The 24716-nt window shown below is 64.4% G+C and carries 18 protein-coding genes; 8 read left to right on the top strand and 10 right to left on the bottom strand.

Annotated features, from left to right (window positions below; genetic code table 11):
- Window positions 1-34 precede the first annotated feature (34 nt).
- From QUV25_RS06595 to apbC, 7 genes are all read right to left on the bottom strand, one after another.
- Window positions 35-4135 (bottom strand): response regulator, encoded by a 4101-nt coding sequence (locus QUV25_RS06595; RefSeq protein ID WP_300862534.1) that lies wholly within the window; start codon window positions 4133-4135, stop codon window positions 35-37.
- Complete coding sequence (locus tag QUV25_RS06590; RefSeq protein WP_300862532.1) at window positions 4128-4514, bottom strand: response regulator; 387 nt, start codon at window positions 4512-4514, stop codon at window positions 4128-4130. The genes QUV25_RS06595 and QUV25_RS06590 overlap by 8 nt, the downstream gene beginning before the upstream one ends.
- The gene (locus QUV25_RS06585) at window positions 4511-6724 is read right to left on the bottom strand and encodes a response regulator (RefSeq protein WP_300862531.1); all 2214 of its coding nucleotides are present in this window, start codon (window positions 6722-6724) and stop codon (window positions 4511-4513) included. Before QUV25_RS06585 ends, QUV25_RS06590 begins: the two co-directional genes overlap by 4 nt.
- Window positions 6721-8226 carry an ATP-binding protein gene (locus tag QUV25_RS06580; RefSeq protein WP_300862530.1) on the bottom strand — a complete coding sequence of 502 codons (1506 nt, stop codon included), beginning with the start codon at window positions 8224-8226 and terminating at the stop codon, window positions 6721-6723. Before QUV25_RS06580 ends, QUV25_RS06585 begins: the two co-directional genes overlap by 4 nt.
- Window positions 8223-8678 (bottom strand): YfiR family protein, encoded by a 456-nt coding sequence (locus tag QUV25_RS06575; protein WP_300862529.1) that lies wholly within the window; start codon window positions 8676-8678, stop codon window positions 8223-8225. Before QUV25_RS06575 ends, QUV25_RS06580 begins: the two co-directional genes overlap by 4 nt.
- Before the next feature lie 92 nt (window positions 8679-8770).
- Window positions 8771-10840 (bottom strand): TonB-dependent receptor, encoded by a 2070-nt coding sequence (locus tag QUV25_RS06570; RefSeq protein WP_300862528.1) that lies wholly within the window; start codon window positions 10838-10840, stop codon window positions 8771-8773.
- A gap of 228 nt (window positions 10841-11068) precedes the next feature.
- Window positions 11069-12160 (bottom strand): iron-sulfur cluster carrier protein ApbC, encoded by a 1092-nt coding sequence (gene apbC / locus QUV25_RS06565; RefSeq protein WP_300862527.1) that lies wholly within the window; start codon window positions 12158-12160, stop codon window positions 11069-11071.
- A 212-nt stretch (window positions 12161-12372) separates the two neighbouring features.
- Between apbC and metG the strand changes: the two genes are divergently transcribed.
- Window positions 12373-14454 carry a methionine--tRNA ligase gene (metG, locus tag QUV25_RS06560; protein WP_300862526.1) on the top strand — a complete coding sequence of 694 codons (2082 nt, stop codon included), beginning with the start codon at window positions 12373-12375 and terminating at the stop codon, window positions 14452-14454.
- A 14-nt stretch (window positions 14455-14468) separates the two neighbouring features.
- Window positions 14469-15209 carry a YoaK family protein gene (locus tag QUV25_RS06555; RefSeq protein WP_300862525.1) on the top strand — a complete coding sequence of 247 codons (741 nt, stop codon included), beginning with the start codon at window positions 14469-14471 and terminating at the stop codon, window positions 15207-15209.
- Window positions 15210-15214: 5 nt separating this feature from the next.
- Here the strand turns inward: QUV25_RS06555 and bamE are convergent, their stop codons facing one another.
- Window positions 15215-15688, bottom strand: a complete 474-nt coding sequence (gene bamE / locus QUV25_RS06550; RefSeq protein WP_300863071.1) for an outer membrane protein assembly factor BamE — start codon at window positions 15686-15688, stop codon at window positions 15215-15217.
- Window positions 15689-15838: 150 nt separating this feature from the next.
- On the opposite strand from bamE, the gene QUV25_RS06545 reads away from it, so the two are divergent.
- The 5 genes from QUV25_RS06545 (at window position 15839) to nadB (ending at window position 21580) form a co-directional block, all read left to right on the top strand.
- On the top strand, window positions 15839-17479 hold the full coding sequence (locus tag QUV25_RS06545; protein WP_300862523.1) for a SulP family inorganic anion transporter: 1641 nt from the start codon (window positions 15839-15841) through the stop codon (window positions 17477-17479).
- A gap of 13 nt (window positions 17480-17492) precedes the next feature.
- Window positions 17493-18569: a hypothetical protein gene (locus QUV25_RS06540; protein ID WP_300862522.1), complete on the top strand. Its 1077-nt coding sequence runs from the start codon at window positions 17493-17495 to the stop codon at window positions 18567-18569.
- 109 nt (window positions 18570-18678) lie between these two features.
- On the top strand, window positions 18679-18891 hold the full coding sequence (locus QUV25_RS06535) for a DUF3460 family protein (protein WP_300862521.1): 213 nt from the start codon (window positions 18679-18681) through the stop codon (window positions 18889-18891).
- A gap of 33 nt (window positions 18892-18924) precedes the next feature.
- Entirely contained in the window at window positions 18925-19776 is an 852-nt protein-coding gene (locus QUV25_RS06530; protein WP_300862520.1) for a ScpA family protein, read from the top strand.
- Between the two features lie 199 nt (window positions 19777-19975).
- Window positions 19976-21580 (top strand): L-aspartate oxidase, encoded by a 1605-nt coding sequence (gene nadB, locus QUV25_RS06525; protein ID WP_300862519.1) that lies wholly within the window; start codon window positions 19976-19978, stop codon window positions 21578-21580.
- A gap of 114 nt (window positions 21581-21694) precedes the next feature.
- On the opposite strand, the gene nadA is transcribed toward nadB, so the two are convergent.
- Together nadA and nadC are read right to left on the bottom strand one after the other, a co-directional pair.
- On the bottom strand, window positions 21695-22807 hold the full coding sequence (gene nadA / locus QUV25_RS06520; RefSeq protein WP_300862518.1) for a quinolinate synthase NadA: 1113 nt from the start codon (window positions 22805-22807) through the stop codon (window positions 21695-21697).
- 25 nt (window positions 22808-22832) lie between these two features.
- A complete protein-coding gene (gene nadC, locus QUV25_RS06515) occupies window positions 22833-23696 on the bottom strand; it encodes a carboxylating nicotinate-nucleotide diphosphorylase (RefSeq protein WP_300862517.1) in 864 nt (287 codons plus the stop codon).
- 68 nt (window positions 23697-23764) lie between these two features.
- On the opposite strand from nadC, the gene panB reads away from it, so the two are divergent.
- Window positions 23765-24652 (top strand): 3-methyl-2-oxobutanoate hydroxymethyltransferase, encoded by an 888-nt coding sequence (gene panB / locus QUV25_RS06510; protein WP_300862516.1) that lies wholly within the window; start codon window positions 23765-23767, stop codon window positions 24650-24652.
- The last annotated feature ends 64 nt before the right edge of the window (window positions 24653-24716 follow it).

The raw sequence follows: 24716 nt of genomic DNA, 5'->3' as shown, positions 1-24716 counted from the left end.
GCGAAGGCACCGCCGCCCCCTGTCCGGATCAGCCCTAACTCACGCTGATGTTGCGGGTATCGAAGGTCTGCCGGCTTGGTTCCCTGGCGACCAGCAGCTCGCTGAGCACCTTCGCCATCTGGTTTTCGGAGAACGGCTTGTCAAGCCGGGACGTGACGCCCAGGTCATCAAGAGACTGGGCCACCGAATCATCCACCCGGCCACTGGCTATCACCACAGGCAGATCAGGATGGGCTTGCCTCAGAGCGCGCACAAAGGCCACGCCGTCCATGTGTGGCATGTGCAGGTCGGTGATGACAGCGCGCAAGACATGCCGGTGCTGAGCCACCTGCACCAGGCCATCGGCGCCGTCGACAGCGACCAAAGGCTCAAAGTTGAGTCGCCGCAGCACGCTGCGACCCACTTCACGCACAGCGGCCTCATCGTCCACGAACAGCACAGTTTCTCCCTGGCCCCGGAACACGCTGGCTGCTTCGGGCGCAGCGGCAACGTTGCCCGAGACATCGGCGGGAAGGTACACAGAGAAAGTTGCTCCACAGCCGGGCGGCGAATACACCTGCACAAACCCGCCATGGCTTTTCACGATGCCCAGCACCGTGGACAGACCCAGGCCGGTCCCGCGGTCAGGGCTCTTGGTGGTGAAGAAAGGGTCAAAGATGCGGTCCAGCACCTCTGGGGGAATGCCGCTGCCCGTGTCGCTCACCCGCCAGCACACGTAGAGACCCGGCCGGGCATCTGGCACCGATCGGGCATACCCGGCATCTATCTCGATCGACTGTGCGCCCAGCGAAAGTACGCCACCGTCGAGCATGGCGTCTCGGGCATTGACGCACAGGTTGAGCAGTATCTGGTGCAACTGTGTGGCGTCACCGATGACCATGGGCACCCCGACGCCACTGTCCACCTGCAGCTGGATGTTCTTCGGAAAGCTACCGCGCATCAGGCTGTGCAGCTCATGCACCAGGCGCTCGGGCGACACCGGCACCCGCTCCCCCTCGACGCCTTTGGCGAAGGTGAGCAGCTGCCGAACCATGTCCGCCCCGCGTTGTGCGCTGGCGCGGATCATGTCGAACATGCGGGGTTCTTCGGGGTATTGCTCCTTGAGCATCGCCATGCCCATGAGCACAGGCGCAAGGGCATTGTTGAGATCGTGCGCCACGCCACCAGCCAGCGTGCCGAGGCTTTCCAGGCGCTGCGAGCGCAGTTGCTGGCGCTCGATGAGCTTCATCTGTGTGATGTTCTCGTGCGAGACCACGGCGCGGACCGCGCCATCGCCAGGGAAGCGCTCGACGCGGCACAGGAACCAGCGAGGTTCGGCCTCGCGGCGACAGAGATACTCGTGCAGGAATTCCGACGCATCACCCTGGATGACTGCGCGGATGCCGTTGGCCAAAGGCTGACCGACGGCATTGTCAGCGGCACAGGTGCTGTCACAGATGTCCAGGTAGCTGGAGCCTGTCTGCACCATCTCCAGGGCGCCGAAGGCCTCCCAGGCCCGGTTGGCCGCCAGCACCCTGCCTTCGCTGTCCAGAATCACCACCCGCGCGCTCAGGGCATCCAGCGTGGCGCGGGCGAAACGCTCGCTCTCGATCACTGAGCGCGTCTGCTCGGCCACGCGCTGCTCCAGGTCACGGTTGAACATCAGCAACTCGTGTTCGATGCGTTTGCGTTCGGTGATGTCCAGCCAGTACCCAATGATCTCGACTGGTCGGTCCTGAGCGTCGCGCGCCAGGCGACGCTGGTCCTGCACCCAGCGGTAGCTGCCATCCGCGCGCCGCAGGCGGTATTCGCTGAGGTCCACCCCTTGCGACAGGATCAGCGGGAGTTCCCTCGACATGCGTCCACGGTCGTCCGGATGCACCAAGCCCAGGCCCTGCTCCGGATCGTTGGTCAAGGCTTCGGGCTCAAAGCCCATCAGCTGCCTCACATTGGGGCTGACATACGCCGCCGCGTGAGGAGCCTCTACCGAACGGGTGTAGATCACCACAGGGCTGGACGACACCAGGAAGTTCAGCCGGGATTCGCTTTCGCGCAATGCGGCCTCCGCCAGCTTGCGCGCCACCGCGCTGGCCACCACATCGGCCAGCACCTTCAGCAGTTCGATCTCGTCGGAAGTCCAATCGCGCCGCTGGCGCATCGCGCTGTATCCGATGAACCCGAAAATCTGCCCATTGCGCTGCAGTGGAAAGGCCAGAAAGGCCCGAATCTGGCGCTCTTCCATGCGCGCCCGGTCCAGCGCCGCCTCGGGCGGCAAAGCTTGAACATCGGGCACATTGAGAATGCCATGGCGCTCAAATTGCTGCCGCAGCCAGGGCGTGCCTTCAACCGGTGTGGTCTTCAGGCTGTCGTCCATGGGATCCATGCCTGGAGCGCTCCACACCTGGGTGTTGTCCAGGGCTCCTGTTCCAGAGAATCGGAAGAGGTACGACCGGTCGGCACCGAGTTGCTCGCCGCTATGGCGCATCGCCTCGTAGATCACGTCCTGCGTGTCGGCCGAGGGCGCCGCCATCAGCCGGGCAGCGGCTTCGCTGATGACGCGCTGCATGTCGCGTTGCGCGCGCAGCGTGGCCTCCGCGGCTTTGATGTGGCTGATATCGGTCTGGATCGCGACGTACTGGTACACCCGCCCGGCCGAGTTCAGAAAAGGGGTGATGGTGGACTCGACCCAATAACTGCTGCCGTCCTTGCGCACACAGCGTATCTCGCCGTGCCAGACACGACCCTCGGAAATGGAGTGCCAAATCGAGCGGATGAAACCTTTGCCGTTCTGGGGTGAGCTCAGCAGGCGGTGGTTCATGCCCAGAAGCTCGCGCCGGCGGTAGCCACTGACCTGGCAGAACAGGTCGTTGGCGTAGGTGATGTTGCCCTCGCCATTGGCGATACTGACAATGGCGTGCTGATCCAGAGCAAGGTGCTCGCGGTCGCGTTCGTAGACTGTGGTCTGCAGGCGCTGTCTCAGGCTTTCACCCTGGCGCGCCCGGCGCGCGCGCGCGGTCACAGCGGCCACCAGGTGGGCCGGTTGCACCGGCTTGACCAGAAAGTCGTCCCCTCCCAGATTCAGCGCCAGCAACTGCTGCGTCATGTCGGTCTCGGCCGAGAGAAACACGATAGGCAGGTGCAGGTGGGCCTCGTTTTCACGCAGCACCGCCGCCAGCTCCGGCCCACTGGCGTCTGGCATGTACACATCGAGCAGCAGCACATCGGGCTGGAACCTGTCCAGTTCCTCCAGTGTGTGCAGGGGCTGGGAGATCGCGCGCACCTGCATACCGACCGCGCGCAACGCCCCGGCCTGCACTTCCAGCATCACCGGGTCGTCATCGACCAGCAGGACCCGGTAGGCCTGCCGGGGCTGCCGACCGGTCAGCATGTTCAGCGCATCCCCCAGCCGATCCGGATCCAAAGGCCGCACCAGGGTGCGGCTGGCGCCTGCGCGCGAAAAGGCCAGGCGCGCAGCCAGGGCGCCATCGTCCAGGGCCACCACCACCGGTGTGCGCCACTGCTGCCCGAGCCGCAGGTCTCGCAAGAGACCGGCGCCACCCGGGTCGCCGGGCGCGAACGCCACGTCCAGCACCACGACCTCGGTGGCCGCGTCTGAACGGTGCACAAAATCGCGCCGGAAGGCCTTGAGACCTTCGTACAGGCAGACCCGGTGACCGCCTTCCTGCAAGGCAGCGCGCAAAGCGCCCGCCTGCACACGGTCGTCCATCACCAGATGCACCACCGAACCCGAAGCCGCCACGGCAGGCAGCAACGGCATGTGGGCACTTTGAGCTTCCATGTCGGGTCTGGACAAGGCCATCTCTGCCATGCGCTCAATGCCCTCGCCGATGGCGTTCCATTCGTCCCTATCGGGCACGTCGCCCTGGCGCAACATGCGAGCGAGATGGACCTCCACCTGGCGGGCCGTGTCCGACAGGTTTCGCATGCCGAAGGTACCGGCAGAGCCTGTCAGGCTGTGCACCAGGCGGTGCAGGGTTTCGGCCTCTTGGGTGGTCCAGCCACTGGCGCCCAGTTGGGCATGGCAGCGACGCATGTCGTCGAACCGCGCGGGCAGGCGCCCGGCAAACTCGCGTTGCAGTTGCTCTAGATGCGAACGGATTTGGTCCGGCGAGCCCACAGGCGGCATATCAGGCATGGTGTTCGCCCCACAATCCGCGCACCTGGGTGGCCAGCGTCATGGGATCAAAGGGTTTGGCAATCACACCCAGCGCACCCATGGCGGTGTAGGAGGACACCTCCTGCGGTTGCACTTTCGCGGTCATGAAGACCACCGGCACATCGACCAGCGACGGCCGCTGGCGCAGCGCGCGCAGGGTACCGGGTCCGTCCATGCCCGGCATCATCACGTCGAGCAGGATCAGCTGGGGCTCGAAGGCGGTCGCTTCCCGCAACGCCTCTTCTCCCGAAGAACAGGTCTTGACCATCAGCCCTCCCACCACCTCCAGCGCCAGGCGGGCCACCGCCTGAATGTCGGGCTCGTCTTCCACATAAAGCACACGTTGCAGACTGTTCATGTCTCACCTTTCTGGTCGGTATCTCGGGCCAAGCGGACGTCGATGGCGTCCAGCAAGCGCTGCGGCGAGACCTGGGATTTTTTCAACACCGCGTCAACGCGGCCCTCGTTTTCACCGAGTTCCTCGCCTCCGGTCAGCACCACCACGCGGGTGCCCGGCTGCTGGGCCCGGATCTCGGGCAGCAGATCCCAACCGGATTCGTTGGGCAGACCCAGATCGAGGATCACCACGTCGAAACGCTCCAGCGCCACCCGGGCGCGTGCCTCGCGCAGATTGGTTGCAAGCTCAAAGTCGAAACGACCACCGGCCATGGCACGCACCACGTCGTGGAGCTCCCGGTCATCCTCCACATGCAGCACCCGCGGATGGCCGTGCTCGCCCGGTGCGATCAGGCGGTTGAGGGCGGCCTGCAGGTGATTCTGGTCAATCGGCTTGGCCAGCCATTCGATACCGACCTTCCCCAGTTGGCCCAGCCCCGTTTCCGCCTCATCGGCGATGACGGAAATGACCACAACAGGAAGGGTGGCGGTGGTGGGCTCCTGGCGCAGATGGCGAATCAGGTCTTGCCCTCGCATGTCGGGCAGCAGCAGGTCCAGCGTCATCGCGGCATAGCTGCGCTGGGCCAGTCGTTCGAGTGCTTCGGCGCCACTGGCGACACAATCCACCGCGTAGCCTGCCCGGTTCAGCATCAGACCCAGCATGCGAGCCATGTCGGCGTCGTCTTCCACCGTCAGGATACGGGGGAGCTGCCCGTTGTCGGGCGCCGGAACTTGCGCTGTCTCGGGCCGGTTGCAGGGCAGATCAAAGTGGAAGCAGGCGCCCTGGCCCGGTACCGAGTAAAAACCGATTCGACCGCCCATGCGCTCGATCAGCTCGCGAGAGATCGCCAGCCCCAGACCGGTGCCGCCTTTCAGTTTGGTATCGGAAGCATCGGCCTGCGAGAACTTATCGAACACGTGTTGACGAAACGCATCCGGAATACCGGGACCGTCGTCGCGCACCGACACGCGGACCGTCCCCTCGCCTTCACTCACTGTCAACTCCACCACCGCTCCGGCAGGGGAGTACTTCACCGCGTTGGACAGGAGGTTGGAGAGCACCTGCTGCAGGCGCTGAGCATCCACCGCCACCTGAACCCAGTCGACCCGTTGTTCAAGTAGGAAAGTCACACCATGGCGCTCTGCGTAAGGCTGGTTGTCGGCGAGCGCCTGCTCCACCAGGGGCATCAGAGGCTGGGCCGTCATGACGAGTCGCAGCTTGCCCACCATGAGCTTTTCCATGTCCAGGAGGTCGTCGATCAGGTGACCCAGGCGAGCACCGTTGTTGTTGGCCATGCAGACCATCTCGCGAACCGCTGACGGCAGCTCGCCCAAGGCGCCGCCCGCCATCAGGCCGAGCGCACCGTTGATCGCGGTGAGTGGCGTGCGCAGCTCGTGGCTCACGGTGGAGATGAACTCGGACTTCACCCGGTTGGCCTGGCGGGACTCTTCCAGTGCCACGGTGAGTTCGGCGTTGCGATTGGCCAGCGCCGTCTCTTTGAGTTTCAGTCGCTGGTCCAGGTAGCGCACGACCACGTACTGCAAGAGCAACATCAGGGACAGCACACCCAAAAGCACCGCCAGAATGCCCTGCAGAGACTGGTCCGCCTGTGCCTTGATGCGCGTGACGTTTTGGTACACCTCAAAGACGCCCAGTACCTGCTCACCATCGCGGATCGGCACATAGCTCTGGAACAGATCCACGTTGGAGATCTGTCCGTGCAGGGCGTCGAACCGGCCTCGGTGGGTCTGCCCGCTCGACACCTGGCCTGCCAGCGCCAGGCGCAGGGCTTGATGATCGGGAGACCGCTCGCCGATCTGGGCCGGATCGGTAGAAAACACGCACACCCCCTGGCGGTTGTATACCTTGACCTTGGCCATCTCGGAACCCTGCATGAGCACGGCCAGCCGGGAGCGCAGAACGCCGTGGTTCGTTTCCGCCAGAAGCATCTCCCGGGAAGGCACGCCGGGAATGTCCAGCAGACTGGAAATGTCGTTCCAGAGCGAGTTCTTCAGCACTCGCGCGGCGTCCTCGTTCAGGCTGCCGGCCATCTGGTTGAGCTGGGTCTGAACCGTCTGACGGGCCAGCAAGGCCAAGCCCAGACCGGTGAGCAGGGTCAGCACCAGCGACAGCGCGAGAAATCGACGGCTCAGCGTCCAGCGCGTGGTCATGCGGCCCTCTCTGTTTCAACCTGGGCTGGTTTCATCGGCAGCTCGAAGTAAAAGATCGCACCCTGGCCAGGCTCTGAGTGAAAGCCGATCGTGCCACCCATGCGCTCAACCAGCTCTCGCGAGATCGCCAGCCCCAGGCCGGTCCCGCCCCGCTGGCGCGTGTCCGATGCATCGGCCTGGGAAAACTTCTGAAAGATGCGCGAGTGGAATTCGATCGGTATGCCCGCGCCGTGATCGCGCACCTCGATCCGGACCCGGCTTTCGTACTGGTGCACCGATACCTCGACCTGCGCAACAGCGTCTGAAAACTTGGCGGCATTGGACAGCAGGTTCGCCAAAACCTGGTGCAGGCGCTGCGCATCCACTTCCACCAACACCCCATCAGAGCGGTGAGTCAGTGTGTAGGTCACGCCGAATTGCTCGGCGTACGACTGGTTGGCCACCAGCGCCTGCTCCACCAGCGGCATCACTTCCTGGCACACCATGTCGAACTGCAGCTTGCCGGCCATGAGCTTTTCCACATCGAGCAAGTCGTTGATCAAGAAGGTCAGGCGCTGGCTGTTCTTCTGCGCGATCAGCAGCATCTGATGAATCTGCGCAGGCAGCTCACCCAGAGCCCCTCCAGACACCAGGCCGATGGAGCCTGCGATCGCGGTCAGTGGCGTACGCAGCTCGTGGCTCACTGTCGCGAGGAATTCCGACTTCACCTTGTTGGCGCGTTCGGCCGTCTCCATGGCCAGTTTCAGATCGGCGGTGCGCTGCTCCACCCGCTCCTCCAGCGACTCGCGCTCCCGCCGCAGGGCCTCGTCTCGGATTTCGATTTCGGACAGCATGCGGTTGAAGTCGTCGACCAGCGCGCCGATTTCGTCGTTGCCGACTTTCGTCGCTCTCAAGGAATAGTCGCGCTCACGCGAAACGCGGTGCGACACATCGGCCAGGCTCAGAATGGGGTCGGTCACGATGCGGCGCATGCGAAGGCCGAAGAACACGGCGAGCGCGGACAGTGCGATGGCGATGAGCACCATCAGCGCCAGGCTTTCCATCAAATCGAGCCAGATGTTCGACAGGTGGGCCGTCAGCTCTATGCCGCCCACGGTGTTGTTTCCGTCCTGGATGCGGTTAGCCACCGTCAACCGGTCGGGAAACAGCAGGGTTGTGAGTTCTTCGAGCAGCGGTTTCGTGGCGCCTTCTGCCGTCGAGAAAATGGCGGTTGCAAACTCATTGCCCGATGAATCGGTCAGCCGGGCACTCTCGATTTCCAGCTTGTTGCGCAAGGACAGCAGTATCTTTCGCGCGCTTTCCGGATCGCTGAATGCCAGCGCGGCGCGGCTGTTTTCACCGATGACGTTGGCCATGGCCATCAGCTGTTCCTGCGCAGCCTGGTAGCGGTTCACCGCCGTACCCACACTGAACACCAATGCGATGGCGATCACGGCGATTGCCGTGTTGAAAGCCAGCAAAAGGCCCAGCTTGCGAACGATGGAGAGGTCGCGCAGCTTCATCTCACCACCTGCCCGGCCAGCTTGAGCATCTGGCTGTTGAGTGTGAGACCCGCGCGCTGCGCAGCACCCAGATTCACGTCGAAACGCACTCGGCTGTCTTCGATCTTCAAGCCGATCATGCCGCCCGACTGGGCAAATTCGGGTATGTCACCGAGGGTCAGCACTGGTGCGCCGCCGAGGCTGCGCAATACACTTTCCAGGCGGTGTGCGTCGCCTTCGGCCAGAAACAAAACCTGGCAGTTGCGCCATTCGCTGGCGGGCACATTGGTGCGGATGTCAATGCCGCGGCTGCCGATGGCACGGCCTTGCAGCAGAGCAAATTGCCCGTCCAGAGGCTGTGATCCAGGCGTGCAGACCTGCAGCGGCGAACGGTCGCCCTCTCGCGCGCCGGGCCACTGCGTGAATTTCACGAAGTTGTAGATGAAGCCGGCCTTGACGGACTGTTCACTCACAGACTGTGCCGATGCAGGTTCGCCACCAGCCCAGCAGATCAGGGCCAGCAGCCCTCCTGCGAGCCAGCGATTCGAACCGAATCGACGCACGATCAGAATTTCCACTTCGCCTGCAACAGCAGGCTGCGAGGCACTTCGCTCGAAGTCACGTCCTCACCGATGAACTCCGCGCGCCTCTTGTCCAGCAGATTGCGACCAATCAGGTTCACTTCGACATTGCGCGAAGGCTGCCAGCCCAGGCGCAGATCGAACCGGGTGGACTTCTCGACGGGGACTGTCCCTGCCTGGGACGTGAAAGACAGCTGACTGCTGAAGTACAGGGCCGCATCGAGTTCCAGGTTGTGGGACACTTTGTGCAAGCTGTGCAGCTGCAGCATGTGTTCCGGCGAGCTGCCGGCTGCGCCGAACCCCAGAACTCCTTGCCCGCCGGGCTTGGCGCGCAAGTCCATCTTGAGCCAGCTGTAGCTGCCGTGCATGCGCCAAGCGGGTGAAAGCTGCCAGTTGCCTGCCAGCTCGATGCCGTAGGTCTTGCCTTCCATGAGGTTGTCAAATCCCATGGTGATGAGGGGATACGGGGCGAAACTCAGGCCGCTCATCTCTCTGGAGACCAGTCGGTCGTAGGTGTTGTAGAAGGCTGCAAGGTCCAGGCTGACGTCTGGACCAAACTGGCCCCGGTAGCCGATCTCTCGCGAAAGCATCACCTCCGACCGGACATCGGGGTTGCCTCGCACACCCACCACCGCGCTGCCCAGCATCGGCACTGGCTGGGCGCCGACATGGGCAAAGGTTGAAGTGGCTGCCACAGAAGGCGTCTGCACCGAACGAGACACGGCGGCCCAGAAATTGTCGGTGGGGGTAGCACGCCACTGCAGGCGGGCACTGGGCTGCACTTCGTAGCCGGTGTCGTCGTTGTGCTCCAGCTTGGTGCCCAGCGTGAGGAGCAGATCGTCTCGCAGACGGATCTCGTCCTGGACGAAGCCTGTGTAGATCGAAAGGCTTTGTTGGGGAGGGGCGATGTTGACGGTAAAGCTGCCATCGAGCGCCACGCGAACGTTGCGGTAGCCCAGACCCCAGGTCAGATCCTGTGAAGTGGACAGCTTCAACCGGTGCTGCCATTCGATGTCGAATGTGTCGACATGCTGCTTTTGCGTCGCGTCGTCAACCTGGGTGTGATCGACAAAGGCCTGCAGCTGCCAATTGGCCTGGTCGTTGTCCTGGTGCTGCCAGCGAGCCAGCAGATTGGCACCCGAGAGCCGGGCCGTGTCCGGCACAAAGCTCGACGTCAACGTGGTTGGCGACATGAAGAGCGAGCGCTGCTGGGCATCCGTTTCGTATGCGTCACCCTGAATCGTGACGGTATCGGCTGGCCGTGGCGTCAGATCGACCCGGAAGCCTGCCCGCTTCTGATCCCAGGCGTCGTGGGCGTCCTGTCCGGTAGGCGTTTCCAGCGGATCGTGCTTGTCCAGCTTGGCATAGGCGCGGAAGTGGCCGTCCTCACCCAGTTCCCCGCCGTGGCGCAACACCACGCCGCTTTCCAGGCTGCCCCCCTTGGCCTCGACGAACGTGCCTTGCGAGTCCCTGGCGTTGCGCGTGATGATGTTGATCACGCCGTTGACGGCGTTGGCGCCCCACAGGGTGCCGCCCGATCCGCGGATCACTTCGATGCGTTCCACGTCCTCCAGCACGACGTCTTGCGCTTCCCAATAGGTGCCACTGAACAGCGGGTTGTAGAGCGAACGCCCGTCCTGCAGCACCAGCAACTTGCCGCTGTAGCGGTTGCTGAACCCGCGAATGCTGATCGCGTAACGGCTGGCGTCGATTTGCGCCACGTGGACACCGGGAACGGTGCGCAGCAGATCCGGAATATTGGTGGCCCCCGAGCGCCGAATCTCTTCCCGACCAATGGCGTAAATGGCGGTGGACGCTTCCGCCAGGCGCTGCGGGCGCTTGGCCGCCGAGCTGACCTCGATGCTCATGAGCTCTTCCAGCGATAGCCAGGTCGTATCCGGAGGCTGAGCGGCGAGCGCCGCTTCGCTCAGCAGACAGGCCATGGCCATCACGAGAGGGCGAAGTCGCCACGCCCGCTGGCGCGCCCGCAGCGAGCTTTCAGCCCGGCTGCGAGGCTGGGACGCGCTTGGGCCGGGTCGGTGGTGTTGAAACATGGGAGCTCTCCGAATTGAAGGGGCGATCACAGGCACACGAGAATCGAGCCTGTCAGGGGCTATCGGCAGCAACGGTCGGCTCTTGAAGTCAGTGAACGCTCACACGTGAACAGATTCACACGGCTCATGGGCACCGCGCCGCCATGCAGGTATCTTGCCGACGCCGTGCAAAGCGCAGACGCAAAAAAAGCCGGCAAACGCCGGCTTGATCGGGGCGCGTCGCTCGAATCAGGTGTCCTTGGACACCTTGATGCTCGGGAACTTGCTGGAGAAGTCCTTGGACTTGGCTGCGATCTTGATCGCCAGCTGGCGCGCCACGGTCTTGTAGATGCCAGCGATCTCGCCGTCGGGGTCGGCCACCACGCTGGGCATGCCGCTGTCGGCCTGCACGCGGATGCTCATGTTCAGCGGCAGGGCGCCGAGGTAGTCCATGCCGTATTCGGCTGCCATGTTCTTGCCGCCGTCGGCGCCGAAGATGTGCTCGGTGTGGCCGCACTTCTCGCACACGTGCACCGCCATGTTCTCGACGATGCCCAGAATGGGTACACCCACCTTCTCGAACATCTTGATGCCCTTGCGCGCGTCCAGCAAGGCAATGTCCTGCGGCGTGGTGACGATCACGGCACCCGTGAGCGGCACGCGCTGCGACAGCGTGAGCTGGATATCACCGGTGCCGGGCGGCATATCGACGATCAGGTAGTCCAGGTCTTTCCAGTTCGTCTGGCGCAGCAGCTGCTCCAGCGCCTGGGTGGCCATGGGGCCGCGCCAGATCATGGCTTCGTCGCGGTCGATCAGGAAGCCGATCGAGATCACCTGCACGCCGTAGTTCTCCAGCGGCTCCATGGTCTGGCCATCGGCGCTCTCGGGCCGGCCTTCCACGCCCATCATCATGGGCTGGCTGGGGCCGTAGATGTCGGCATCCAGAATCCCGACCTTGGCGCCTTCAGCGGCCAGCGCCAGCGCCAGGTTGACGGCGGTCGTGCTTTTGCCCACGCCACCCTTGCCAGAGGCCACAGCCACGATGTTCTTCACCTGCGGCAGCAGCTGCACGCCACGCTGTACCGCGTGCGCTGCGATCTTCACCACCAGGTTGGTCGACACGTTGTCCACGCCCGGCACCGCCTTGGCCGCAGCGATCAGCGCGCGGCGCAGCGCCGGAATCTGGCTTTTGGCCGGGTAGCCCAGCTCGACATCGAAGGCCACATCGCCGTCGGTGATCTGCAGGTTCTTGACCGCCTTGGTGCTCACAAAGTCGCGGCCGGTATTGGGATCGGTCACGGCCTGCAGGGCATTCAGCAGCGCTTGTTGGTCTACGGCCATGGGGGCTTGTCTCCTGTGCGGAAAATCGGGATCGGTGGTGGGGTGCCGCGGTAGGGCAACCAAGAAGTCTACCCGCCCGCCCGCCGCCTCGCATAAACCCGGCCGGCATGTGGGCATGGCGGCCGCCATGGGGCCGTCCGCGCTCCGGTCAGGCGGCGGTGCGGTGGCCCGCGCCCTAAAATGACCGGTTCCCCCGCACGAGAGCCATCCCCATGAGCCAGCCGCGACGCCTGTTCGTCACCACCGCCCTGCCCTACGCCAACGGCCATTTCCACATTGGCCACATCATGGAGTACATCCAGGCCGACATCTGGGTGCGGTTCCAGCGCATGCAGGGGCACCAGGTGCACTTCGTGTGCGCCGATGATGCGCACGGTGCGCCCATCATGATTGCAGCCGACAAGGCAGGCAAGACGCCACAGCAGTTCGTGGCCGACATCGCGGCCGGCCGAAAGCCCTATCTCGACGGCTTTCACATCGGATTTGACAACTGGCACAGCACCGACGCACCCGAAAACCACGCGCTGGCTCAAGACATCTACCGCGCGCTCAAGGCCAACGACCTGATCGAGACCCGCAGCATCGAACAGTTTTTCGACCCCGAGAAAAACATGTTCCTGCCGGACCGTTTCATCAAGGGCGAGTGCCCCAACTGCCACGCCAAGGATCAGTACGGCGACAACTGTGAGGTTTGCGGCAAGGTTTACAGCCCCACCGAGCTGATCAACCCGTATTCGGCTCTCACGGGTGCCAAGCCGGTGCTCAGATCCTCCGATCATTTTTTCTTCAAGCTGTCCGACCCGCGCTGTCTGGCCTTTCTCGACCAGTGGACACAGAGTGGCGCGGTACAGCCCGAGGTGCTCAACAAGATCAGCGAGTGGATCGAACCAGGTCCAGATGGCAAACCCAAGATGGGCGACTGGGACATCAGCCGCGACGCGCCCTACTTCGGCATCGAGATCCCCGATGCACCGGGCAAATACTTCTATGTCTGGCTGGACGCGCCGGTGGGCTACCTGGCCTCACTGAAAAACTGGTTCGACAAAGGCGGCGCCAAGGCTGCCCACGGAGAGACCCGCTCGTTCGATCAATTCATGAGCGATCCGGCCACCGAGCAGTTTCATTTCATCGGCAAGGACATCATCACCTTCCACACCCTCTTCTGGCCGACGATGCTGCACTTCAGCGGCCGCAAGGTGCCCAACGCGGTTTTTGTGCATGGCTTTCTCACCATCAACAACGGCGAGAAGATGAGCAAGAGTCGCGGTACCGGCCTGAACCCGCTGAAATACCTGGAGCTCGGCATGAACCCCGAGTGGCTGCGCTACTACCTCGCGGCCAAGCTCACGGCGAAAAACGAAGACGTGGACTTCAACGCCGAAGACTTCATGCTGCGCGTCAACAGCGACCTGGTGGGCAAGTACGTCAACATCGCGTCGCGAGCGGCAGGCTTCATTGCCAAGCGCTTCGGCGGCCAGCTGGGTGCGGTCTCCGCCGATGGCGATGCGCTGCTCGACCACCTGCAGAGCGCCGCGCCCCAGATCGCCGAACTGTATGCCGAGCGCGAGTACGCCAAGGCCCTGCGCGAGGTGATGGCGCTGGCCGACCGGGTGAACGCCTACGTGGACCAGAACAAACCCTGGGAGCTGGCCAAACAGAACGGCATGGATGGCCGACTGCAAGACGTGTGCAGCGCCTGCATTGAGGCCTTCCGCCTGCTCTCGCTCTACCTCAAGCCGGTGCTGCCAGCGCTGGCGGCGCAGGTCGAAGCCTTTCTGAAGATCGAGCCGCTGAGCTTTGCAGATGCGGGCCACCTGCTCGGCGCTGGTCACACCATAGGTGCCTACCAGCACCTGCTGCAGCGTGTGGACGTGAAGCAGCTCGACGCGCTGTTCGAGCCTCCACCGGCAGCCGACGAGCCCAAGGCATTGCCCGGTGGCGAAGCCATCGCGGAAACCATCACCATCGACGACTTTGCCAAGATCGACCTGCGCATCGCCTTGATCGTCAACTGCGAAGCGGTCGAGGGATCGACCAAGTTGCTGCGCCTCACGCTGGACGTGGGCGAAGGCAAAACGCGCAATGTGTTCAGCGGCATTGCCAGCGCCTACCAGCCACAGGACCTGGTCGGCAAGCTCACGGTGATGGTGGCCAACCTTGCGCCGCGCAAGATGAAGTTCGGCATGTCCGAAGGCATGGTGCTCGCCGCCAGCCATGGCGACGAAAAGGCTGAGCCAGGCATCTACATCCTCAACCCCTGGCCAGGCGCCCAGCCGGGCATGCGGGTACGCTGAGAAGTCCGCACCCGATGTTCGCCCCCATCCGCGGCTTCACTGGCCTGCGGCGCACGCCACAGACCGACCTGAAGCTCGGCTCGGTGCTCGCCTTTGTGGCCGGCGCGATCAACGCAGGGGGGTTCCTGGCCGTGGGGCAGTACACCTCGCACATGACAGGCATCGTGTCGACCGTGGCAGACCACCTGGTGCTCGGTCAGTTTGTGCTGGCGCTTTCCGGTCTGGCGGCGCTGCTGGCTTTTTTGCTGGGCGCCATGTGCACCACCTGGCTGGTGAACTGGGGCATGCGACTGAAGCTGCTCAGCGCCTACGGCCTGCCACTCGCAGTGGAAGCCGCGCTGCTGCTGGTGTTTGGCCTGTTCGGTGCCGCGATCGGTCTGATGCACGCGGTGTTCCTGCCGCTGACGGTGCTGCTGTTGTGCTTCATCATGGGCCTGCAAAACGCCGTGATCACCAAGATATCGCAAGCCCGCATCCGCACCACGCACGTCACGGGCCTGGTCACCGATCTGGGGATCGAACTCGGAAAACTGCTGTACGTGAACCGCCGCGCCGACATGCCGCCGGTGCGTGCTGACCGGCAACGCCTGAGGGTGCACCTGCAGCTCATTGGCTGCTTTCTGGCTGGCGGCGTGATGGGTGCGCTGGGCTTCAACCACCTCGGCTACCTGAGCACCGTGCCGCTGGCGGCGCTGCTGCTGCTTCTGGTGCTGCGCCCTCTGCTGGACGACTGGCAGCGCCTGCGGCTTGTCTGAAGCAATCAGTTGGGGTGCAAGGCAGGGTCGATCACCGACCTGGTCGAGAGCACCTTGAGGTCGCTGTCGAACACCACCGTGAAGATTTTGGAGTCGCTGGTGTTCGGGCCATCGAGGTAGCGCCAGTCGTAGTGCGTTTCGCGCTTGAGCTCGTACGGCGTGATCTTCATCGGCTTGCCCAGCATCCGACGCACCGTCTCCATGGGCATACCGACTTCGACAAGCGCGAAGTTCTCGGGCGTGAGCACCTGGCGCAGCGCACTCATCTTGCCGTCGGCGCCGATGGTGATCATGTAGTTGCGATGCCCCGCGGGCTGGCGGTTGTACTCGTAGATCTGCGCGCCATCCGGACCTTCCCACACCGCTTCGGGCGCACCAAAACGCTCGCGCACATCCGCTTCGGTGGACACGCCCTCCTCCAGCTCGCTGATGGCCTGCGGGTCACAGGCCGCCAGCGTGAGGCCGGCCAGCAAGGCCATACCCCATCGAAGAAGGGAGGGTGGGCGCAGGGAGGTAAGAGCGGTCATGGCAAAGGATGATGAACCCGGGAAACTCAGTGTAAACCCCGACTCCACGAGCGCCCACGCGTCAGCCAACGCAAGCGTTGCCATCGGTAACATCGCAGCACCATGCCCCAGCTACCTGCCCTGGCCTCCTTCCGCCCACGCCTGATGCGCGACCTGAAAGGCTACGACCGGGATCGGCTGTTCAAGGATGTGGGGGCCGGTGCCACCGTGGGTATCGTGGCGCTGCCGCTGGCCATGGCGTTTGCGATCGCCAGCGGACTCAAGCCCGAAGCCGGGCTGTGGACCGCCATCATCGCCGGCTTCATCATCTCGGCGCTGGGCGGCACCTCGGTGCAGATCGGCGGTCCGGCCGGCGCCTTCATCGTCATCGTCTACGGCATCGTCGAGCGCTACGGCGTGGCCAATCTGCTGATCTCCACCGCCAGCGCAGGCGTGTTGCTGTTCTTGCTCGGCCTGTTCCGCCTGGGCACGCTGGTGCGTTATGTGCCAGTGAGTGTGGTGATCGGCTTCACCAACGGCATTGCGGTGCTGATCGCGCTGTCGCAGGTGCGCGACCTGCTGGGGCTGGAGATCACCAAGATGCCGGCTGATTTTTTTGCGCAGATCGGCACCCTCGCCGGTCACATCCAGAGCTTCAATCCCTATGCCTTTGGGCTCGGGGTGGTGTGCATTCTGGGTCTGTTTGCCTGGCCCCGCCTTTGGGCGGTGGACTCGCAGTTTCGTCGGCAGCTGGACCAGATTCAGACCGTCAGTGCGCTCAGGGCCACTTCGCGCCTGCCCGCCCCGGTGGTGGCCCTGATCACGCTTTCGCTGCTGGCCTGGGCATTGCACATGCCGGTCGAAACCATCGGAACCCGATTCGGCGGCATTCCACAAGACCTTCCTGCGTTTGCGCTGCCCGACTTTTCCTGGGAAACGGTCAAGCTGCTGGTCACACCCACGCTGACCATCGCCCTGCTGGGCGCCATCGAGTCGCTGCTTTGCGCGCGGGTGGCTGACCAACTCAGCGACACACCCAAGCACGACCCCAACCAGGAATTGATGGCCCAGGGCATTGCCAATGCGGTGGTGCCCTTTTTTGGCGGCATGCCCGCCACCGGCACCATCGCCCGCACCGTGACCAACATACGCGCCGGCGCCACCTCGCCGGTGGCCGGCATGGTGCACGCCCTGTCGCTCGCGGCGGTGGTGCTGCTGGCCGCGCCGCTGGCGCAGCACATCCCGCTGGCGGTGCTCGCCGGAGTGCTGATGTTCGTCGCCTGGAACATGGGAGAGTGGCGCGAGTTCAACCGCATGAAACGGTTCAGCAACCACTACCGTCTGATGATGGTTTCGACCTTTCTGGTCACCATCGTGTTCGATCTCACCGTGGCGGTGGAACTCGGGCTCGTGCTGGCAGTGGTTCTGTTTGTGCGGCGGCAGAGTGAAATTTTCCGTGCCGAGCCTGTCGCAGAGACCGATCAGCAGATCACCTTCCAGCTTTATGGCTCGCTGTTCTTCGGCGCAGTGGCCAAGATCGACGCCATCGTGGCGCGGGTCGAACAGGCCGGCGGGCCGCTGAACGTGGTGCTCGATGCGACCCGCCTGATTTCGCTGGATACCAGTGGGCTCGACGCGCTGGAGAGTCTGCACAAAGAAATCGCGAAACGCGGCGGTCGCCTCGAATTTCTGGGTTTGAACGAGCAACCGCGCTCGCTCATGGAGCGCTCTGGTTTTGCCGATCGCCTGCGCGAGTCCGCCTGATCGAAAGTGCACCATGCCCCACAGCCCAGCACCCCTGAACAGCCCAATCGCCGAACGCATCGACTGGCTCTTTGACCTGGCGCGCCGGCACGCCCTGGAGTACGCCAGCCCAGAAGCCTGGCTGGCGCGCCAGCACCACCTGGCACGCCACCCCACCGCCATCCTGGTGATGAAGTGCATGGACGGGCGCATCAACATCCCCGTCGCGACGCAGACGCCCAAGGGGCTGATCCTGCCATTTCGCAACCTGGGTGGCATCTTCAACCTTGGCTGGCCGCACCTGGGCGAAACCCTGACCGCCGCCGTCGAAAAAGTCGTGCGCAGCGGCCGCCAGGCCCTGTTCATCACCACCTACCACTTCTCGCGCGGCGACGAGCGGCGCGGCTGCGCCGGTTTTCACTACCGCACCAACGACGCGCGGGCCCACACCTTTGAAATCCAGCGCGAGATTGCCACCCTGTTCGGCGCTGGACACGGCACGGTGTACCCATTGGTGTGCGGCTTTGAAACCGACGAAGAGGCCCTGGTGGTGCACGGCCAGCAGGGCCACAGTCTGCACATGGCCGACCTGAGCGAGGCCGACGTTCCGGGCTTGCCAGCGCGGCTTCTGGAGCTGCTGCCCGACATGCCGACCCAGATCCGAGCCGACCTGCTGCCGCTGCTGCTGGGCAACCTGCGCCATATCGCAGCGCTGCGCCAGACTGAGCGCACGCTGAACATCGAGCACCGCGAATGGATGCTGTGCGTGGGCCGCGGCTTCGACTGGCTGCACCTGCCCAACCTGGCGCTGATCATCGGTCCCTACAGCCCCGACCTGGCCGATCCGATCCGCCAGGCCGCGCGCATCATCCGCTCCAACATGGAGGCCGGGCGCATTCCTGGCGACGGCTTCCTGGTGCTGTCATCGGTGCCTTACGAAGACATTGGCGTGGATCGGGCCCGAGCCACGCTGAAGTCCAACTTCCTGGCCGATTTCACCGCCGAAGTGCTGCAGCGAGAGTTCGCCGACCTGGCACCGCTGATGCAGGTGCGCAAGTCCGTGCTGAACTGGCACACCCGCACCGTGGAGTCACTGGACCCTCCGCCCTGAGTCCCATCCCGGCGAACCCCGGAGGTAGGAACAGGCGCTTGAAGTCCTTGGCAGATGCCTCACCGACCCGCCTCGCTAAAATCAGTGTCTTTCCTACGCCGACTGCACCATGTCCATCTTCGCCCGCCCCCACTACACCTCCGACGCGACCGACTTCATTGCGAAGCTCAAGGCTGACAAGCCCACGCTGGAGCAGGAGCAGCGGCAGGGCCGAGCCCTGCTGTGGGACAAGCAGATCGACCGCAAATTCCAGGCCGACGCGCAGGCGGCAAAAGTGGCGCAAAAGGCCTACGTGTACCAGACCGGCACCCAGCCGAGCTGATCACCCTCCACGGGTGTGCAGGCGATCTGATCCATGAGCAACGAGGCCACCACGCTGGAGCAGTCGCACGACGGACTCGATGCCATGCTGCCCGGGGTCGTCGATCAGGTGGCTCTTGCGCGGCTCTATGGGGAGCCCCTGTTTGCGATGCCGCGGGATCTGTACATCCCGCCCGATGCGCTTCAGGTGTTTCTGGAGGCTTTTGAAGGCCCGCTGGATCTGCTGCTCTACCTGATCCGCAAGCAGAACTTCAACATCCTCGACATCCCGATGGCAGCGGTGACGCGCCAGTACCTGAGCTATGTCGACGAGATCCGCGCCAGCAATCTGGAGCTGGCGGCCGAGTACCTGCTCATGGCGGCCATGCTGATCGAGATCAAGTCACGCATGCTGTTGCCGCCCAAGAAGACGGCCGAGGGCGAAGAGGCGGAAGACCCGCGCGCCGAGCTGGTGCGCCGCCTGCTGGAATACGAGCAGATGAAGCTGGCAGCCCACCGCCTGGGCGAGCTGCCCCAATACGGTCGGGATTTTCTGCGCGCCCAGGTCTATGTGGAGCAAGCGCTGGCACCTCGCTTTCCAGACGTCCACGCGGTGGACCTGCAGAGTGCCTGGCGCGACATTCTCAAACGCGCCAAGCTGGTGCAGCACCACAAGATCAGCCGCGAACAGCTGTCGGTGCGCGAACACATGAGCATCGTGCTGCGCAAACTTCAGGGCAGGCGCTTTGTCGAGTTTGGTGAACTGTTCGATGTGTCGCGTGGCCAGCAGGTGCTGGTGGTCACCTTCATCGCCATGCTGGAGCTGGCCAAGGAAACGCTGATCGAGCTCACGCAAGCCGAGGCGTTTGCGCCGATTTACGTGCGCTTGGCCTACACCCCGACTTGATGACCGCCCCCACGCTCCGCCGCTGCGCGGGTCGCTGCCCCCCAGGGGGTTCGTTTCGCCTTGGGACGGCCCGGCGGCCAAACACGCCCCCACGCTCCACCGCTGCGCGGGTCGCTGCCCCCCGAGGGGGCTCGTTTCGCCTTGGGGCGGCCCAGCGGCCAAACACGCTTTCACGCCCTTTCAACGCGATTGACCGTCCATGACCGCCACCCACTCGTTTGACGTCCTCATCATCGGCAGCGGTCTGGCGGGTCTCACCGCTGCCCTCAAACTCGCACCCACGCACCGCGTGGCGGTGGTAACCAAGCGCGGCATTTCCGACGGATCGAGCAACTGGGCGCAGGGTGGCATTGCAGCAGTGCTGGCTGAAGGTGACAGTTATGCCTCGCACGTGGACGACACCCTGGTGGCCGGCGCCGGCCTGTGCGATCTGGAAGCGACGCAGTTCACGGTGGAAAACGCGCCCGCCGCCATCGCCTGGCTGCAAGAGCTGGGCGTGCCGTTTTCGAAGGAAAACGGTGCGCTGCATCTCACCCGGGAGGGTGGCCACAGCCACCGACGCATCGTGCACGCCACCGACGCCACCGGTGCGGCGGTGCAAAAAACGTTGAGCGAGCTCGCCCGCACCACGCCGGGTATCCATTTCTTCGAAAACCACATGCTGGTGGACCTGATCACCGACGCCAAGCTCGGTCAGGCGGGCGATGCCCGGGCGCCGGGTCGCTGCCACGGCGCGTATGTGCTCGATGTGGACCAGGACGTGATCGAGACCTTTCAGGCGCCACAGACCATCTTGGCCACCGGCGGCGCGGGCAAGGTCTACCTCTACACCACCAACCCCGACACCGCCACCGGCGACGGCATCGCCGCCGCCTGGCGCGCGGGCTGCCGCGTGGGCAACATGGAATTCATCCAGTTCCATCCCACCTGCCTCTACCACCCGCACGCCAAGAGTTTTCTCATCACCGAAGCGGTGCGTGGTGAAGGCGGGCAATTGAAGCTGCCCGCGCGACTGGGCAGCCACCGCTTCATGCCCGACCACGATGCGCGCGCCGAACTGGCACCGCGCGACGTGGTGGCCCGCGCCATCGACTTCGAAATGAAGAAGCACGGCCTGGACTGCGTGTACCTCGACATCTCGCACCAGCCTGCCGAGTTCATCCAGGAGCACTTCCCCAACATCCTGGCGCGCTGCGCCGAACTGGGCATCGACATCACGCAAGGGCCGATTCCGGTCGTGCCCGCCGCTCATTACACCTGCGGCGGCGTGGTGACCGACCTGGCTGGCCGCACCGACATCGCCGGCCTGTACGCGGTGGGCGAAACCACCTGCACCGGTCTGCACGGCGCCAACCGGCTGGCCAGCAACTCGCTGGTGGAATGCATGGTGTTCGCCCAAGCCGCCGTGAAGGCGATTGCCGAAGCGCCGGGGGTCAAGACGCCGGCTTTGCCGCTGTGGGACGACAGCCGCGTGACCGACGCAGACGAAATGGTGGTGATCTCGCACAACTGGGACGAGCTGCGCCGCTTCATGTGGGACTACGTCGGCATCGTGCGCACCGACAAGCGCCTGGAGCGAGCGGCCCACCGCATCACCCTGCTGCAGCGCGAAATCCACGAGTTTTACGCCCAGTTCCACGTCACGCGCGACCTGCTGGAGTTGCGCAACCTGGTGCAGGTGGCCGACTTGATCGTGATGAGCGCCATGATGCGGCGCGAAAGCCGAGGCCTGCACTTCAGCCGCGACCACCCGGATCTGCTGCCAGAAGCCAAGCCGACGATTCTGGTGCCGCCGGCGCGTTGAAGAATCCTCCCGCGCCGGCTTCGCCGTCACCCCCCAGGGGGCGATGCCTGTGGCCTGGCAAAGCCAGTTCCACGGCATCCCTGAACCAGGCACAGCGCTCCGAAGGCGTCGTGCTCAGGCGGCTCCAATATTCGGCACCAGCGCACCAGCATCCTGTCCGCCGCGCTGCGCGGCCGTGAACGCCAGCATGCGGTCAATCGGCAGGCGGGCTCGTTCGATCAGCGCGGCATCCACTTCGATGCGGTTGAGGCCTTTTTCCAGTACCTGGGCCACGCCGGCCAGTCCGTTCATGGCCATCCAGGGGCAATGCGCGCAGCTCTTGCACGTGGCGCTGTTGCCAGCGGTCGGCGCTTCGATGAAGACCTTGCCGGGGTTTTGCTGGCGCAGCATGTGCATCATGCCGTTGTCGGTGGCGACGATGAACTCGGGCGCGTCCATCTCGCGCGCGGCTTTCAAAATGGCCGAGGTGGAGCCCACCGCATCGGCCAGCGCGATCACGTCGGCCGGGCTCTCCGGATGCACCAGCACCTTGGCCTTCGGGTGCTCCTTTCTCAGCGCCTCGAGTTCAAACGCCTTGAACTCGTCGTGCACGATGCAGGAGCCGGTCCACATCAGCATGTCGGCCCCGGTTTCGCGCTGGATGTAGCCACCCAGGTGCTTGTCGGGCGCCCACAGAATCTTGTGCCCTTTGTCCTTGAGCGCGCGCACGATGTCGAGCGCGCAGCTGCTGGTCACGAGCCAGTCGGAGCGGGCCTTCACCGCGGCGCTGGTATTCGCGTAGACGACCACGGTGCGGTCTGGGTTCGCATCGCAAAATGCGCTGAAGGCGTCGATGGGGCAACCGAGATCGAGCGAGCAGTTGGCATCCAGGTCGGGCATGAGCACCGTTTTCTCTGGCGAAAGAATCTTGGCCGTCTCCCCCATGAAGCGCACGCCCGAGACCACCAGTGTCTGCGCCGCGTGGTCGCGGCCAAAGCGCGCCATTTCCAGGGAATCGCTCACGATGCCACCGGTCTCAATCGCCAGGTCTTGCAGATCGGGGTGCACGTAGTAATGCGACACCATCACCGCGTTGCGCTCTTTCAGCAGGCGGCGAATGCGCTCCTTCAGCTCGGCCCGCTGCTTGGGGCCCGGCTCCACCGGTACCCGCGCCCAGGCGTGTTTGGTGGGGCAGGCGGGTTGCTCGTATTCGACGTCGATGACGGCGCTGCTTGTGGTGGTGCTCATGCTCAGTCTGCCTTTCAGCGCTCTGTTAGAACGCGTCGAATCGAAGTGAAAAGTCCGTGGCCTTCACATCTTTGGTAAGGGCTCCGATGGAAATGCGGTCAACCCCGGTTTCTGCAAGAGCCCGCACCGTTTCCAGGCTCACACCGCCCGAGATCTCAAGCACCGCGCGGCCTGCGTTGCGGCGCACCGCTTCGTTAAGCGTGGGGATGTCCATGTTGTCCAGCAGGACCATGGTTGCGCCACTGGCCAGCGCCTCGTCGAGCTGCGCCAGGGTCTCGACCTCGATTTCGACGAAGCGTGCTTGAGGCGCGGCTTCAGCCACGCGGCGCAACACCGCAGGCACACCGCCGGCAGCTGCGATGTGGTTTTCCTTGATCAGAACCGCGTCGTACAGACCGATGCGGTGGTTCACGCCACCACCGACCTTGACCGCGTGCTTCTGCGCCAGCCGCAGGCCTGGCAGCGTCTTGCGCGTGTCCACGATCTGCGCTCGCGTGCCCGCCACCGCCTGCACGAAGACCGCCGTTCTGGTGGCCACCGCAGACAAGAGCTGCAGGAAGTTGAGCGCGGTGCGCTCGGCGGTGAGCAGCGCCTGCGCGTTGCCTTCGATCTCCAGCACCACCTGATCGGGGGCGCAGCGCTGGCCCTCGGCCACATGCCAGGTCAGGCGGGCCGCAGGGTCACAGGCCATGACAGCCGCCTCCACCCAGGGCACGCCGCAGATCACCGCCGACTCGCGCGCCACGATGCGGGCCCGGGCGGTGCGCGCCGGGTCAACCAGAGAGGCGGTGAGGTCGCCGCTGCCGACGTCTTCGGCCAGTGCGCGCGCGACATCGCTGCGTGCCAGTTCAGCCAAATCGGCCGCGGTGAATTCCGAGAGGTGTTTCATGGAGCGCAAGCATAGCGCGATCGAATATAGTGCCCTGCATCCGAAGTCCATGCCCGAGGAGACGCGACATGAACCCAACCGACGCCGCCGTGCCCACCGGTACACCCTACGGCACGCTGCCGGCCGCCTCGCCGCTGCCGCAGCGAAAACCGGTGAGCCTGCCGCGCTTGCAGGAGATGCGTGAGCGCGGCGAGAAAATCACCATGCTCACCGCCTACGACGCCACCTTTGCTGCGGTGGCCGACGCCGCGGGCGTGGAGTGCATCCTGGTCGGAGACTCCCTGGGCATGGTTTGCCAGGGCCTGACCAGCACGGTGGGTGTGACGCTGGACACCATGCGCTACCACACCGAAAGCGTGGTGCGCGGCCTACGGCGTGTGCAAGCCACCGTCTGGGTGATCGGCGACCTGCCCTTTGGCAGTTATCACGAAAGCAAAGAGCAGGCGCTGCAGAGCGCGGCCGTGCTGATGCGCGCGGGCGCCCACATGGTCAAGCTGGAAGGCGGCGGCTGGACCACCGAGACGGTGCGCTTTCTGGTCGAACGCGGTATCCCCGTTTGCGCGCACCTGGGACTCACCCCGCAAACCGTGCACGCGCTGGGTGGCTACCGCGTGCAGGGACGTGGCGATGCCGCGGCCCTGCAGCTGCGCCGCCACGCCATCGAGCTGCAGGACGCCGGTGCATCCATGCTGGTGCTGGAGATGGTGCCGTCCGTGCTCTCGGCCGAGATCACAACCGAGCTCAAGACCTGTCACACCATCGGCATCGGCGCTGGCCAGGGCACGGCCGGCCAGGTGCTGGTGATGCACGACATGCTGGGCATCAACCTCGGCAAAAATCCCAAGTTCGTGCGCAACTTCATGGAAGGCGCCGCCAGCGTGCGCGACGCCATGGCGGCCTATGTGGCGGCCGTCAAGAACGGCAGCTTTCCGGACGACAAGCTGCACGCCTGGTGAACCAGACCCGCCCCCGTGCGGCGCCTGCAGCATGGCTAAGCCAGTTCTGCTGCGCCATTTGACA

This window comes from Hydrogenophaga sp. (assembly GCF_030373245.1).
Lineage (GTDB): Bacteria > Pseudomonadota > Gammaproteobacteria > Burkholderiales > Burkholderiaceae_C > Hydrogenophaga.
The sequence above is the reverse complement of the archived record's forward strand: the minus strand, read 5'-3'. Positions and strand labels throughout refer to the sequence as shown.